Annotated in this window: 12 protein-coding genes; 3 read left to right on the top strand and 9 right to left on the bottom strand. The window is 39.3% G+C overall.

Features of this window, described 5'->3' with window-relative positions; translation table 11 throughout:
• Nucleotides 1-122 precede the first annotated feature (122 nt).
• From PGLA_RS17655 to PGLA_RS17630, 6 genes are all read right to left on the bottom strand, one after another.
• The gene (locus PGLA_RS17655; RefSeq protein WP_068535378.1) at nucleotides 123-584 is read right to left on the bottom strand and encodes a hypothetical protein; all 462 of its coding nucleotides are present in this window, start codon (nucleotides 582-584) and stop codon (nucleotides 123-125) included.
• On the bottom strand, nucleotides 572-1,189 hold the full coding sequence (locus PGLA_RS17650) for an ABC transporter ATP-binding protein (protein ID WP_068535376.1): 618 nt from the start codon (nucleotides 1,187-1,189) through the stop codon (nucleotides 572-574). The genes PGLA_RS17655 and PGLA_RS17650 overlap by 13 nt, the downstream gene beginning before the upstream one ends.
• On the bottom strand, nucleotides 1,189-3,168 hold the full coding sequence (locus PGLA_RS17645) for a DUF1430 domain-containing protein (RefSeq protein ID WP_068535374.1): 1,980 nt from the start codon (nucleotides 3,166-3,168) through the stop codon (nucleotides 1,189-1,191). Before PGLA_RS17645 ends, PGLA_RS17650 begins: the two co-directional genes overlap by 1 nt.
• 122 nt (nucleotides 3,169-3,290) lie before the next feature.
• Nucleotides 3,291-3,632, bottom strand: a complete 342-nt coding sequence (locus PGLA_RS17640; protein ID WP_068535372.1) for a mediterrocin family bacteriocin — start codon at nucleotides 3,630-3,632, stop codon at nucleotides 3,291-3,293.
• Between the two features lie 263 nt (nucleotides 3,633-3,895).
• Complete coding sequence (locus PGLA_RS17635) at nucleotides 3,896-4,510, bottom strand: class I SAM-dependent methyltransferase (RefSeq protein WP_068535370.1); 615 nt, start codon at nucleotides 4,508-4,510, stop codon at nucleotides 3,896-3,898.
• A gap of 42 nt (nucleotides 4,511-4,552) precedes the next feature.
• The gene (locus PGLA_RS17630) at nucleotides 4,553-5,155 is read right to left on the bottom strand and encodes a hypothetical protein (protein ID WP_068535368.1); all 603 of its coding nucleotides are present in this window, start codon (nucleotides 5,153-5,155) and stop codon (nucleotides 4,553-4,555) included.
• Between the two features lie 266 nt (nucleotides 5,156-5,421).
• Between PGLA_RS17630 and PGLA_RS17625 the strand changes: the two genes are divergently transcribed.
• The gene (locus PGLA_RS17625) at nucleotides 5,422-5,634 is read left to right on the top strand and encodes a DUF4083 family protein (protein ID WP_068535366.1); all 213 of its coding nucleotides are present in this window, start codon (nucleotides 5,422-5,424) and stop codon (nucleotides 5,632-5,634) included.
• Between the two features lie 94 nt (nucleotides 5,635-5,728).
• Here the strand turns inward: PGLA_RS17625 and PGLA_RS17620 are convergent, their stop codons facing one another.
• A complete protein-coding gene (locus PGLA_RS17620) occupies nucleotides 5,729-7,231 on the bottom strand; it encodes a DUF4153 domain-containing protein (protein ID WP_068535486.1) in 1,503 nt (500 codons plus the stop codon).
• A 122-nt stretch (nucleotides 7,232-7,353) separates the two neighbouring features.
• Between PGLA_RS17620 and PGLA_RS17615 the strand changes: the two genes are divergently transcribed.
• Entirely contained in the window at nucleotides 7,354-9,075 is a 1,722-nt protein-coding gene (locus tag PGLA_RS17615; RefSeq protein WP_068535363.1) for an ABC transporter substrate-binding protein, read from the top strand.
• A 106-nt stretch (nucleotides 9,076-9,181) separates the two neighbouring features.
• Here PGLA_RS17615 and PGLA_RS17610 read toward each other — a convergent pair whose 3' ends face one another.
• Both PGLA_RS17610 and PGLA_RS17605 read right to left on the bottom strand, forming a co-directional pair.
• Nucleotides 9,182-10,417, bottom strand: coding sequence for a deoxyguanosinetriphosphate triphosphohydrolase family protein (locus PGLA_RS17610; protein ID WP_211269578.1), 1,236 nt, complete (start codon nucleotides 10,415-10,417; stop codon nucleotides 9,182-9,184).
• Nucleotides 10,404-10,964, bottom strand: coding sequence for a guanylate kinase (locus PGLA_RS17605; protein WP_068535361.1), 561 nt, complete (start codon nucleotides 10,962-10,964; stop codon nucleotides 10,404-10,406). The genes PGLA_RS17610 and PGLA_RS17605 overlap by 14 nt, the downstream gene beginning before the upstream one ends.
• A gap of 243 nt (nucleotides 10,965-11,207) precedes the next feature.
• Here PGLA_RS17605 and PGLA_RS17600 point away from each other — a divergent pair, with 243 nt between their 5' ends.
• Nucleotides 11,208-14,327 carry a GNAT family N-acetyltransferase gene (locus PGLA_RS17600; protein WP_068535358.1) on the top strand — a complete coding sequence of 1,040 codons (3,120 nt, stop codon included), beginning with the start codon at nucleotides 11,208-11,210 and terminating at the stop codon, nucleotides 14,325-14,327.
• Nucleotides 14,328-14,339: the final 12 nt, after the last annotated feature.

Genomic DNA, 14,339 nt, shown 5'->3' with positions numbered 1-14,339 from the left:
GCTTCATCAACTAACTTTCTATGGCAGTGGCTTGGCACAAGCATAATCGGAAATTTAATGCTAGGTTAGCTGAACATCATTCTTAAATAGCGCATGATTTGCTAAAGTCATAGTAAAGTCTCCTACTCTAAATTCCACATCAAATTAGCTTTTTCAAATAGCATATCTATTTCAGGTTTTAATTGTTGAAAAATCTGATTTTTTGTATCATCATTATCGGCAGGCTTCAGGTGTTCATTTAGAAATATCTCATAGACCTTTCCTTCTTGTTGAATCCGGATGCCGTATTCATATCCCCCCTTAATTAATGGCCAAATGATTAGGGAGTTCCCCTCATCAGAATTATTAATTGCCAAGTTTCCAGTGAAACTTAAATAACCTGGACGACTAACACCGTACACGTATCCATCTTTTTTTATTACGTGAATCCCAAATTCACTTTTTGGGACAGCTTTCAAAAAACCATCATAACGATTATTCGTTGTGATCAACCAAGCTACATTCCAAGCTCCGAATAGGAGAACAAGTATTAATCCTACAATAATAAAGATCCTTACTCTTTGTTTTACTTTTACTCTTTGCATAAGTTTATCACCTTATTTCCTTCTTTTTTTATTTGTTCATCGTGTGTAACCAAAATAATCGTTTTACCTTCTTGATTAAACTTCTTTAAAATGTTGAGAACAACTTCTGCATTGTTCTTGTCAAGTGATCCTGTTGGTTCATCGGCCAAAATAATATCACATTTTTTTAGCATTAATCGCGCTAATGCGACTCTTTGCTGCTCCCCACCAGATAGGGTATACACTTTTTTATTTAATTTATCTTCAAGTCCAACAATCTGTAAGGCTTTAGATATGGATAGAGCTGTTTTAGAATCTTTTCTAATCAGTTCTAGGTTCTCTTTTACTGTTTTATTGTCTACCAAGGCGAAGTTCTGAAATAAAAAACCAACTTTCGTTCGAAAGTAGTGTAGGTGATTTTTTTTGTTTTTAATGTCTACATTATCGACAAGAATGCTTCCCTCATCTATTGTTTCAATGGCACCAATCATATTGAGCAATGTTGTTTTTCCACATCCGCTGGGGCCGGAAAATATGACAAAGTCTCCTGTCTCAATGACTAAATTTAAATTAGAGAACAGGGTTTTATCATCAAACGATTTACTTAAATTTGCAATGGTAATCATCAAATATTCCCTCCTTTCAGTATTTTTTGAATCTTTAGCTTTTCAATTTTATGGATATATAAGAGAATGACTAGTATTTCAGAAGCAAGAATAATTACTCCTCCCAAAGCCAAGTATCTGGCGGAATTTAACTCGAGTATAAGGGCAGTCGTTACGGCTATGCCTATACTAATTAGCGTTGTAATTAGTGTCATCAGAATAATTTTGCGATTTTTTTGCCAAACACTATGTCCTAGCACCTTTTTTATGGAAAGCTCAACAGCGTTGACTTCATATTCTAACTTGATAATGTAAGTGATAATCATAAATTCCAAAATGAGGATGAGTATACTGAAGACACAGTTAATATACAAGATTCGCTTGGCAATATTCCAACTTTCATTATATTTCTCTAGAACGTTAGTTTTGGTTATGCTTGCATTGGCTTCGGTCAACTGATGTTCCTGTACAAATTGGTTAAATTCTTTATCGGTAATGGCATACATTATTTCTGTAAGGTAGTTTGCTCGAAATGGGTTAATCTTCAGTGGGTGTGTTTCTGGTGACATATTATTATAGATAACGATAGGGTTCTTAAATAATTCACTTCCGTAGATGTGGTACGCATTGATAGCAACTAAATTCACATGATCTTTATAATAAACAACCTCATAGTTGTCCCGAATGTCATGACTTTCATAAAAGCGGAACTCCTCTTTTAGATTGGCTAGGAGCTGGTCGTTGTTTGATAAGGATTGAGGTAAAATAAAATAAATATCTTTATTCAGCGGAAGCTGTTTTAACTCCGCAATATTTTTTTCTAAATAAGAGAATGCATTTTGGTTAGCCATTATTGTTAGTGCTGACGTTGATAAGGGCTTATGAATCATAGATAACAGTGTAGCTTTGCTTTTGCTGAAATATCTGGTATAGAACTCCGATTGTAAAAGCTCACTTTCATCAAATTTGGGATCTCCATGACCATTCTGGCTCATTACAGGTCTATATTGAGTGGTAAAGTAGGAGTAGTCGGCATGTTCTTTAAAAAATGATTTTTGTTTATATAAACTGAACGACTCAAAAATAAGTACAAGGTTGCTAGAAATGACAAAGATCGTAACCATAACCGTAACCAATTTTAAGCCATAGTTCACTGATAAAAGTTTTCTTGAACTGCTTTTCGTATTAGAGAATACCTCTCTCAAATGATACGAACGTAGATTTATATAGACTAATGCGTTCATAATAATAAGTAAAATAAATCCAATTAAGGAAATATTAAGTTTAAGTGAAACGGATGTCACGTTGTTTAGCGAATAGTAGATGAACACAAATATGAAGATATATAGTAAAGAGTCACTCACGATATTCTTCCAGATAAGTGTAGCTATTCGTTCACCCATAGAAATGCGGATCAAATTTTCTTTTTTTTGATATATGACATCATAATACGTCAACAGTAAAGTAACACCTATCATTAGCACCCAAATGGCGATAATCGTATCTCTGGTGTCATTGTCTGGATATCCTTCTTGTGGAAAGTTCCCGGCATACTTGTTAATTAGATCGGTCTTAAACCGTTCAGCTTGCTGGCTGTTACCGATGACATAAAAATCATTTACATCTTTCAATCCTTGGATCGTTTCCAGTTTGTGAAAGCTAAACTGAATGTCTCCTAAAAACAAGCTTTTATACTTTTTTGAGTATATAGCTAGATCTTTATTAATGTGTTCTTCGACACCCGGAGAACCATAAAGTTTAATGTGTGTCAGGTTACCATTCAACGTTTTTGTGAAAGAAAACACGTCAACCTCATTTTTTTTAGCAGCTTCAAGTGTATCGTTAATCATAACCTGTTCGTTTTGACCATACTGTAGAAACAAACTAGTGGAACGATAGGGGGTATAGAAGTTATCTAAGCGAAAAATATGACTTTCTCCGATTATCAGTACGCCGATAAAAAAGATACAAAAACAAAGAGCATATTTTACTGTCTTCAATAGTGAAACCTCCGTATGTATTAGAATTACCGTTCAACTTCGGTTAGAAGCTGAACGGTAACAACTAAACTAGAGAATTTAATTCTTCTCTTTTGGTAAATCAAGGAATATTATTTACTAAATTAGAAATTGTGATCGTAGTACACAAAGGACCCGGAATGTCTTACATCAATTGTGGCCCACGTTGAAGGATCGCCAGCACCTGTATGATTGTTATTACCATTATCATTTGTAAGCTTAACACTATGAGCTTTTGAATTATGAAAGGCATGTATAAAGTCCTCGTCGATGGCAAATTTATTGAATCCATATTCTAGATTCCATGTATTGAAACCACTTCCACCGGCATCATATGACGTCCATGAATTAGCAAATCCCTTACCTCCACTATCATAAGCAGAAGCAGAAGCTGCAATAGATAATAGACCTAATGCAAGTGCACTAGTGAGTAATAATTTTTTCATAGATTAATTCTCCTTTAATTTCAGTAAGTTTGATTAAATGATGGCTGGCCAGCTTATCAACATATCAACTATAAGAATCATATTATAAATAATAGAAAAATGTGGTGTTTTTGTGAAAATATCGCAACTCAAATCTTTAAACAAACCGTGGTTAAGCTAGAGATACATTGCTGAAAAATAGACTAGAACCTCTCTAGATAATCTAAATGGGCTCGTATATTCTCCTACAATATCGCCGCACTGGACGGATCATCCAAAAAATCCTATGTACGTTTTCTTACACACCATGTTGTCATACAGCGCTGCCCTGCTACAATCGTCGTCTTAATTGGTTCGAATAGCTCCCCCTGTAATGCGGTTGTGATCCTCATTAATTGATCTTCATCCACAAGAAACCGCGTACTCCCGTCTGGTAAGAGATAACGCTGATTGCCGAGCGGCTTCACGAGCTCCTCTATTCCAATGGATGATGCCAATCTTGCAAAGAGCCGTCCTCCGGGTTTCAGCACACGCCATAATTCCTGAACCATCTGATCAAAATGTCCCTCATGCTCTGCAAAATGCAAAACTGCGCTACTTATAATGAAGTCAAAGCTCTCATCGGCAAAGCTCATGTTATCCAATGACTCTACGCGTGCTTGCTCTCTCGACCACTGTGGAACGAGCTTCTCTCCAAGCCTTTGAACATGTTGAATAGCTTCCTCCGAACGATCTAACGCATACACGTTATAGCCACTCTGCAATAAATACCTGAGATTTCTGCCTGATCCACAACCAGCATCCAAGATCTTCATATCTTTTGTAATATTCCCTTTCAATAACTGATCAAATAAGTAAATATCGATATTGCCAAACTGCTCCTGAAGCTCCATGTTCATCTTGTCATCCCACTTTCGAGTGAAGGATTTGTTAATACGTACTCATTTCTTTGTTTTACTCTTAACAGGTTCCATTAAGTGATATATATTCATCTTCCAAACATTGTTTTCTTTTTTCAGGCTATAGACATTGGTTGCTGTAAAACTACCCACTCCTACAGTAATAGCCATTCCTATCTCGTTCTCTTTAACCGTTCCCTCGTAGGGCTTGATGGAGTCATAATATCTAAATTCTAAAGCATACTCTGTCTCTCGCCTCGCTAAATTTTCGCGATATTCTTTTCTAAAGACCTCTAGATCTGGTAATACACCATTATCATATGTGAGAGCGTAAATAACATCTTCATCAGCCCCAGCTACAGAATGAAAGTACACCAATAGGATCTCTTCCGGAGAAAATGATTGTAAGTAACGAACATCTTTGTCACTCACAAATCGTTCATACGCCTTCACCCTCTCATTCGGCAGTTGATCCAGATAAGAAAACCGCTTCTCTTCCTCTTCTTGTATGGGGGCGACCTTCTCTTGGATAACCTGGGGTACTTCTGGTGTTGTCATAGCCTTACTTTCAAAACATCCCGTCAGTAATAATGAAACAGAAAAAATAGTCACGAAAGCAATTAAAATGGTCCTTTTTATTTTCATAAGACCTCCATTTGAATACATATTTATATTCTAGTCATATGGTTTTGAACAATCATCTCAATGACTTAAACGTACACAAAAGATTTTTGTTACACTCAACTGCTTGTTAGACGCAGAAAAGATATTCATTTATTTAACGAAATATTTGCATCGCTCCTCGAAGTTCACAAAGAAACTGAGAAGACACAGCTATAGTGAACTGTTTTCGATACCAACGGAATCCAATGGTATAATAAGGGAATTATATGTGAGGGGAATGAAAAATAATGCTTAACGGTGTAGGGATTCCTGGATTGATTCTATCCATAGTGGTTGTAGGATTGATTATTTTATTCTTTGTTTCGTTTTATCGATTTACAAGAAAATTACTAACACATTCTGCTCAAACAAAAAGAAGTCAAATGGCTGCTGAAGCTCGCCTTCGTAATATCGAAAGCCAGCTGGATGTTATAACAAAACATATGGACAAGCATAACTGAGGATCCATTTCTATAAATTAGTTAACAAAGAAGACTACCAATCCGTAACTTGAGGTAGTCTTCTTCTAATATTTATAGATTTCTTCTTGTCTATTTAATTCTCTCCCAAGAAATACTTCTCTAGCGCTCTCTCCGCTCGATATTCCGATAGATTAAATGATGGCCAATCACGATCCCTCGCGGACAAGTTCTTCCATTGTTCTTTCAAATGCTCATCTATAATCCCATGTTCCTCAAGGCTAAAGCGAATAAGTGAAGGCGTCGCATCTGTAGATAGACTCTGCAAATATGACTCATCCAAAATGCCACTCCCTTTGTAACGTTCCATGTTCTTCTCTGCAATAATCATGTCCATACTGGTATAGTTCATGATCACATAAGACAACAGTCCCAATACAATGTAGCATTTAGCGAGAGGAAGGCTTGCGAAATGTATTCTAAGTCCGGCAACGATCAACAGTATCCCTAGAAAAATCATAAACGCATGGACGAGGAACCGAATATACGTATAACCATAAGCCTCCTCGTACAATACAAGTCGCATATAAGCCGAATACAACATCACACAAGAGCAGACAACCAAGATGTACAACATGATATTATTGATTCGCTGTAGCAGCCCTTCTTTTTTCACGCTAAACACAAGCGTACCCATCAATAGAACAAAATTGATTGCCGTTACGACGATGAGCTCGAAAAACCCACTCCTTGCGTAATCAGCATAAGAAGCTCCTTCAGGTAATGTCCCTTCCCATGCGCCAAACAAGTAGGAGAACTGCAATATGACGAACAGGACATACACGATATTTATGGCTATTAATACGGTAGCCGTGATAATCGGATCTAGCACGACCCTTGAGTCCGCTGCTGCATCCTTGTCTACACGATCTTCCTCTTTCACATGACCCCACTCGTACTTCTTGGAATCAATGAATCCCCATAAATAAACGAACAATAATAAGCACATAATACATACCCACACAAACCGGAAGATACCATTTCCAAAGGAGAAATTGCCTATCAAATCGGGAATACCCAAAAGCAATTGGTCGAACACCCCGTCTGCGGAAGAGAGCAAGGAAATGACAACCATTAATAATGGCGTGGAAATCGCAAGCCCAATAAGCACTTTACCTACCACCGTTTTGCGACGTTCGCCCATAGTACTGAGTGCTGAAGTCCTCCCAATTCTAAACGCGGTTGGAACGTGTCGTAAACTTTGCACAATAAGATGTTCTAATGCGACCCCTATCATCTGAGGCTTATACCAGACAGGTCTCTTTTCACTGAGGATATAGGCCATATGCACGAAGAACAGCGAAGGAATGGCTACAAAGTTGAGCACATAGAAAAAGGGGTTCTGAAATACAGCATATGTCAATGAGAGTAACAGGATCGAGCCAAATAGCCCCCACCCAAACCATGAGGATTGTACTATTTGATCCTTAGCATTGTAGAACATATACAAGTACAGCAGGACGATAAAGAGAGGATAAGACACACCCAAAAGGTTGCCGTAAAACAAATACTGATGAGCAATAGCTAGGACGAACGCACCAATCAGGGCAACAAGAGGTCGGTCTATTCTCGATTTCATATTATTCACTACAGGTAATCCCTCCACTTCTTACTTTCTAAACCTAATTCTAGATGATAAAATAAGAAGATAAATAGAAATAAATATTTTAAAATTTCCTATTTTAGAGGTGGATCTTATTTATGAAGTTACACAACCAATTCCTGCGTCTTTATTCGCATTACGGAACCTCAGAAGATGTCCAGATCACATTGGATGAGTTAGCCACGACATTAAATTGCACGCATCGGAACGCCTCTATCGTTATTGGTAACATGGTGGAGCACGAATGGATACATTGGGAACCTAAACGTGGACGTGGACGTCGCTCTACATTACGCTTCCTCATTCAACCTGAAGAGATCGCCGCTCAATCGATGATGAAGGCGATTAGTCGACAAGACCTCAAACATGCGATTGATCAGATTAGAATCCATGCCAGGTCATCGATGATGCAGGATCGACTCCAGGAATGGTTACTCACTTATTTTGGACACCACTCTGAGATTAGAAGTAATAAACAAATTGACACTCTCCGATTGCCTATTCGCGAGAGGCTTCACACCCTAGATCCCCTATATATGAATCTTTTGGCTGAATCTTTTGTTTCTAGCCATGTGTTCGATGGTCTCACTAGAAGAGCAAACAATTCGGATGATATTCTTCCCAATATAGCTCACGCTTGGGACGTAGACTCGAGTCGCACACAGTGGACGTTCTATCTACGTAAAGAAGTGCTATTCCATCATGGTACGTTAATGACGGCCCATGATGTCGTGTATACGTTTGAGCGATTAATCGAAACATCTCAGAAAACGCTATACGGTTTTATTTCCAAACAAATAAAATCCATCCGAGCTCTTAATCCTACAACTGTCATCATCCAACTCAAAGAACCTAATGAGTTATTTCTATCCTTCTTATCTACAAGTCGTGCTGCTATTGTCCCAAGAGAATTAGACCAATTGGGAGAGGCTAGCTTCGGTACGAAGCCCATAGGAACTGGACCGTTCAAGGTAACCGAGATGAATGACAGTATTTGCGTGTTAGAGGTGTTCACTCATTATTTCCAAGGAAGAGCACATTTGGACCGCGTGGAAATTGTCTCTGTTCCTTGGGATATTCCATCGGATAAGACCGATTCGGAGCACACGCCAGATCCGCTATCGCCCTTTCACATTATTCATAATCCTTCCTTGGCAGAAGGGGCATCCTGGAGCCAAATTCACTCCGAAGCCTCTGTTCGAAAGTTCGTAACCTGTAACACCAAAAAAACCGGACCTCTGAATGATCCAGTCGTTAGAGCTCATATTTTATCCTGTCTACGTGGCGAAGAATCCTTCCTAAATTACGGGGATTCACTGAATCATGGACACGTAAGCGAGAACAAGCTCCCACTTCAGATTGCGACCATTCCTCAATACAAACAGGATGCAGACTTTATAGCTGAACGTTTGGCAAAGTTCGGTTATGTGTGCCATGTCATACCGACATCGCTCGAAGAATTCAAGGGGTCTATCCGATTAGAATCCGATCTTATTGTCTTCTCCTTATTTCGAGATCAAGATGAGCAACTTCGTCTATTCGACCTCTATTTAACGATGTCCGAACATGTGGAACCTCACACCCGAGTGGATATTGATACGCTTCTTCACCATGTGATGCGCGAAGCTAACTCCCATATAAGAGCACAGAGGTTCGCTCAGATTGAGGCCCGTCTGATTCAGGAACATCAGCTCCATATTCTTTATGAGAGGCCCGTTCAGACCGCCTATCTGCCCTCTGTTCGTGGTGTGACTTTTAACAGTCAAGGATGGGTCGATCTACGACATATATGGTTCCCACCTCTGCCCGACGTTACCTAGGTATATTTAACGGAGTCATCCCCTATGCAGAGATGACTCCGTTTCTTAAATTTCTTGTTTATCTGATCAATAATTTCTTTAGCATTTCTTTGTTCCTCTATTTTCTCTATTCATTCCTTATCGTATACAAGCTAACATTTTCTCCATAATACTTTGAATATTCTTGAACGGCGAAGCTATCCATCATACCAGATATAAAATCAATAATATTTCTCCTTTTATCGATATTATTATCACTTACTCTGTACTCTGGAGGAAGTAACTGTAGGTCTTTATTAAAACTCTCATCGTTATATACAGTGTAGAGCCCCCTTAATACCTTCTCACCTTTTTTTTCATACATTTGTACAGAAGGCTTGCGCAATATCATATGAAAGACCATTTTTTTCAATCCAGAAGATAATGTTCCATATTGATTAAAACTTAGTTTACCTATCGTTGGGTTATATGTAATGTCTCTGATTAACGTATTCACTATTTTTGAGGTCAATTCTTTTCTAAACAAAAAAGAATATTCCTCGGAAGATTTCAGTCGAGTGCCTTGAGAAGCGAATGTTTTACAATGATGTATGATGCCTTCTAGCACACTATAAGCACTTTGATAAGCTTCATGTACTTTAAATTCATACAGGAGTTCATCAATTGAAAATAAATTCTGACTAAGACAATCTTCTAAATCATGAGCAGCATACGCGATCTCATCCGCTAAGTCCATAATCTGCATATCAATAGTGCATGCATCTTTATCCGTTAAATTAAGACTATCTAAAACTTCCTTTATAACTTGATAATTATCATCATATATAAACTTATTATTCTCACCACTATTATATTTGTTGAAGTATTTCACAACCCCTAATAGAGATCTGAATGTGAGATTTAGGCCCTGATAACCATAATGCTTCTTCTCTAATTTCATTAAAATTCTAAGTGTCTGGGCATTCCCCTCAAAACTCCCAATATCATGAACAAGTTCTCCCAACACTCTTTCTCCATAATGCCCGATCGGTGGATTCCCTAAATCATGTGCAAGGGAACATGCTTCAACAACAAAAGTTGTATCAAGTTTAAGATCCATGGCTAGCCCTCTTGCAATTTGTGCAACTTCCATACTATGTGTTAATCGATTACGAAAAAAGTGGTTGTTATCTATTCCAAGAAGTTGCATTTTACCTTGTAATCTTCGAAAGGATGCTGAATATAACACACGTGCATAATCGCGCGAATAGTCCTCTCTTCCTCTCTCATCATCTCCCATAGCGTGCAAGCGGAAATTTAACTTATCCAACAAAGCAATGCTATCTTGAACGTAATCCATCGTTTCTTGATTATAAAAGCTCACTGTTCTCCACCAACCCTCGCTTAATGTAACTTATCATTCGTTTCGCCTTTTCCCTGTTCTCCTCCGTATTGTATATCACGATATCACACTGAGCGAGCGCACTCGTTTCTTCCTCAAAACTTGCAAGCCGACGGGAAACGTCCTTGTCATCCGTATTTCTTGATAACAAACGTAATCTACATTGTTCTTTATTAGCAGTGACACCTATAACTAGAATCGTATCGTGGAATCTCTCCTTGAGTATCTTTACTCCTTTGGCATCCATAACCACTGAATTCATTTGCTTAGCGTTCATGATTTGGTTTATTGCTACAATGGACGTCCCATAATAATTACCTTGGTACTCCGTCATTTCCAGCATATCCCCTCCTATAAACATCTCGCACATGGTTTCCTTTGTCACAAAATGATAGTCTACCCCATTCACCTCTCCTTCCCTAGGTGCGCGAGAAGTCCATGTAACTACCTTCGGTATATCTAGTAGTGCTTGAAGTGTACTTTTCCCTGAGGCACTCGGGCCTTGAAATATAATGAGCTTGAATGACATGATAACCTCCAAAATATCTAAAGAATGATTAATGCTATTTTATACTTAAATGAGAGAAGAAAATATCTATTTAATAAGCGTGAGATAGCGTATTGCGAGAACTCCACCCCTCCGTGAAGTAACTCGCACTTAAATAATACCTCTAGGTATAGTCAATACAAGAGATAAGTCCTATGATACACTTCCCTTTTGACCTACTATTCAGTTAGAATAATCTAATTAGCATATATTAGGAGGTTTCAAATGACACAACTCAACATTGATCAGGTGGCAATAGTCGAATATGAACCAAAGTATGCTGCATCGGTGGCTGATATGTGGAACCAAAGCAGAGAAAGCTGGGGTGGCGATAATTCTGTACGAACAGAACAAGTTATACTCGCTGAGCATACCAATAGTTCCCACCTCAAAGTGTTTCTAGCCTTAGCAAAAGATGAGGTCGTTGGTTATTGTAGCTTCTCTCACTATAAGGATGACGAAGGTGCCCTATATATTCCGTTATTGAACGTACGTCCGGATTACCATGGTCGTAAGGTAGGTAAGACGCTTGTTCTCCGTGCATTACAAGAGACCATAAACTTAGGTTGGACTAGACTCGATCTTCATACATGGCCCGGAAATACAAAGGCTGTTCCCACTTATAAGAAATCGGGATTCTTTTGGGAAAAGCGCGACGACACGACGCATCTCATGAATTTCATTCCATCCGTGCTTCAAACAGAACCCGTTCGCGGCTATTTCGAAGACATCGACTGGTATACAGCGAGCACTCGTGTTCTGCTCGTTGAGCCAGATGGTCGTAAAGAGAATGGCTTCGACTACTTCACATACGAATGGAATAAAGATGGACGATATTTGAAGATGGAGTATGAGCGTACAGGTCGTGGACTTCGACTGATTGAGACGGATGACTATCTCATTTCCGCAACCGTTGTAAATCACAGTCTTCCTTTCGGCAAAAACTACGAAATCATCTATGAACTCATTAGCAAGAACAACGTCCCTCTAACTGTTGAAGTAAGTGGCGTAAGCAATAAGCAGATTGAGTTCGATCTGAGTGAATCCCGAGTCGTTACCGGAACCGATGTCATTAAAGGCCAATTTAGAGTCCATCCTATTGAAGAAGAACAGAACCCGTGGCAGAATCATCCGGTTGTGGAGGCTGAGCTGAGCATTAACGGTCTTAAGACCGTATTCAAAGTCGGTATCGTCCCTACATATCCCGCTACTCTCACACTTGAATCTGCTAATCATGCATTTTATGTTGGGCAAGAAATGGAGCTATTCTTAACGATCGAGAACGGATTTAATGAGGAGACCGTCTTTTCGTTCGATATGCCTACAACATCTATGATTTCCTTCGAACAACGTCATATCGAGACCACTATTCCTGCTAAAGGTCGTAGAACCGTTCCAATCACTGCTACTCTAAATGAGTATGGTGTCTTGAAACAATCTATTGAGCTATTAGTAGTTATAGGTAACGAACAAATCGTCGTCCATAGAGAGCTAAATGCGCTCTTCCAAGGGCATACTGCCATGTTCGGAGGGGAGACGCAAACCGAGTGGATCATTTGTAATGGTGGTTATTCCGTCCATTTGAATAAATTGAACAATAATACTACTGTTGCTCAGGATGGCAAAGAGATTCACGATACTGAACTGACCTTCCCTAAATTGGGTCTGCCTTTTTCGAATGAGTTCGTAAAGAATCGCCCCATCCATGTAACCCAATATACAGAACGGCAACTTATGGTTATGGAAGCACACTATACTATGCCAGGTTATGAGGGCATCCTCCTGGTGGCTATTACGAAACTTCATGGTAACGGCATCGTCAAACATCATTATCGCGTACAGAACACATCTGACGTAACGACGGCTTGCGATTTAATACTACGTGAAGGAATTATGTACGATATCATGAACAACGTGATTCCCTATGATGGAGAATACCTCGATCTACGGCAGGGTGTGGATGCTTCACTTAAGGATTGCTGGGATTTCAAATTGATTATAGAGAATTGGTTCTTCGCTTACCGTGGATTATCAAATCATGGTATCAGTTGGCCTGCCAGCCAACAATTGTTGAAAGACGGTTGGGTCTTCGCCATCGAACATCCACTTGGCAAGCTTCATGCTGGGCAAGTCATAGAGACGGAACCCGTTTGTATTATGGTGGGGACGTTCGCAGATTGGCGGGATTTCCGTGCCTTCGCTATGCAGGAACAGAATTCGAAGCAACTAAGAACTTCGGAGCATCTTACTTGTTCGCTTAACGATGGAAATCCTTTTGTAAAAGACTCATTTCAAATCACTTTGAAGGAACGAACAACAATTTATCTAGATGGACAAGTAACCGTTTCCTCAGACTTGAATAGCATTGTTTCGGATAGTCTCACTATAGCTAGTGACCAACAACTATCCCAAGTCACCCTACCAATTACGATACAGGGTAATCATAAGGTTGATGTAGCCGACATACAATTGAATTTCGAACCCTTTGAGACAAAGAGAAGAAAGATAATATTCCCTATATCACATGCAGAGGTTCAATGTGAGACTTCCACCCAACAAGGCTTAGAGGTATTCACAGCAGACAATGGTACGCTACGAATTCAGGCGAGTCCAGCATTTGCACCTTCCCTCTTCTCGATCACACATCAAGGACGGGAATGGTTAGATTCTTCCTTCCCACAGGTTGGACCGAAATCTTGGTGGAACCCATGGTTAGGGGGCATAGCTACTAGCTTCCGTTGGAGCTCCCTCCTAAGTCTGATGGAAGAACCACGAACAACTTCCTTTACTCAACTTACAGATAATAAAGGAAATGAATGGTCTGGCATTCGGATGAGTGTATCCATTACTAATAATGAGAAGTATAAGGGACTCATTCTCCATCACCATTATATGCTATTGCCTGGAGCACCCGTCGTATGTCATATTATCATGATCGAACAACTCACTGGTGCTCATCTACCGCCTATCCGCATGATTACTTCCAGCTTCTTCAAAGCTAGTGAGGATCTGAAGAATAGCCAAGTTCACCTGAACGGTATGCAAGGTGATCCTCTGGTCTATAAGGCTGGCCGAATCCAATATGATATCGAGACCTCAGGTATCGTGCAATATGGATCTTCGGAACATGCAGAGCGACTGACACTTGTCACTCATCCAGATTTAGAGGTATGTTATGCATTTGTGAATACACATGCGATGTCTTCTACCGTTATTGAAGAACTACTTGTTAAGGTCGGCGAATCTCAATTTGCCAAACCACAGTTCTATACCATCGGAGATCAGATTGTCCCTGATCATGTTTACAGTGATTTGTTCGATATCCGTTTCACAACGCAATCATGAGAGGGGTTAACA

The organism is Paenibacillus glacialis (assembly GCF_001637205.1).
GTDB lineage: Bacteria > Bacillota > Bacilli > Paenibacillales > Paenibacillaceae > Paenibacillus_AQ > Paenibacillus_AQ glacialis.
This window is presented reverse-complemented; position numbering and strand designations above follow the sequence as displayed.

Coding starts and splice junctions, on each gene's coding strand:
- PGLA_RS17620 (WP_068535486.1), bottom strand. CDS start 7,231: ATGAAATCGAGAATAGACCGACCTCTTGTTGCCCTGATTGGTGCGTTC.
- PGLA_RS17605 (WP_068535361.1), bottom strand. CDS start 10,964: ATGTCATTCAAGCTCATTATATTTCAAGGCCCGAGTGCCTCAGGGAAA.
- PGLA_RS17625 (WP_068535366.1), top strand. CDS start 5,422: ATGCTTAACGGTGTAGGGATTCCTGGATTGATTCTATCCATAGTGGTT.
- PGLA_RS17635 (WP_068535370.1), bottom strand. CDS start 4,510: ATGAACATGGAGCTTCAGGAGCAGTTTGGCAATATCGATATTTACTTA.
- PGLA_RS17615 (WP_068535363.1), top strand. CDS start 7,354: ATGAAGTTACACAACCAATTCCTGCGTCTTTATTCGCATTACGGAACC.
- PGLA_RS17655 (WP_068535378.1), bottom strand. CDS start 584: ATGCAAAGAGTAAAAGTAAAACAAAGAGTAAGGATCTTTATTATTGTA.
- PGLA_RS17630 (WP_068535368.1), bottom strand. CDS start 5,155: ATGAAAATAAAAAGGACCATTTTAATTGCTTTCGTGACTATTTTTTCT.
- PGLA_RS17600 (WP_068535358.1), top strand. CDS start 11,208: ATGACACAACTCAACATTGATCAGGTGGCAATAGTCGAATATGAACCA.
- PGLA_RS17640 (WP_068535372.1), bottom strand. CDS start 3,632: ATGAAAAAATTATTACTCACTAGTGCACTTGCATTAGGTCTATTATCT.
- PGLA_RS17650 (WP_068535376.1), bottom strand. CDS start 1,189: ATGATTACCATTGCAAATTTAAGTAAATCGTTTGATGATAAAACCCTG.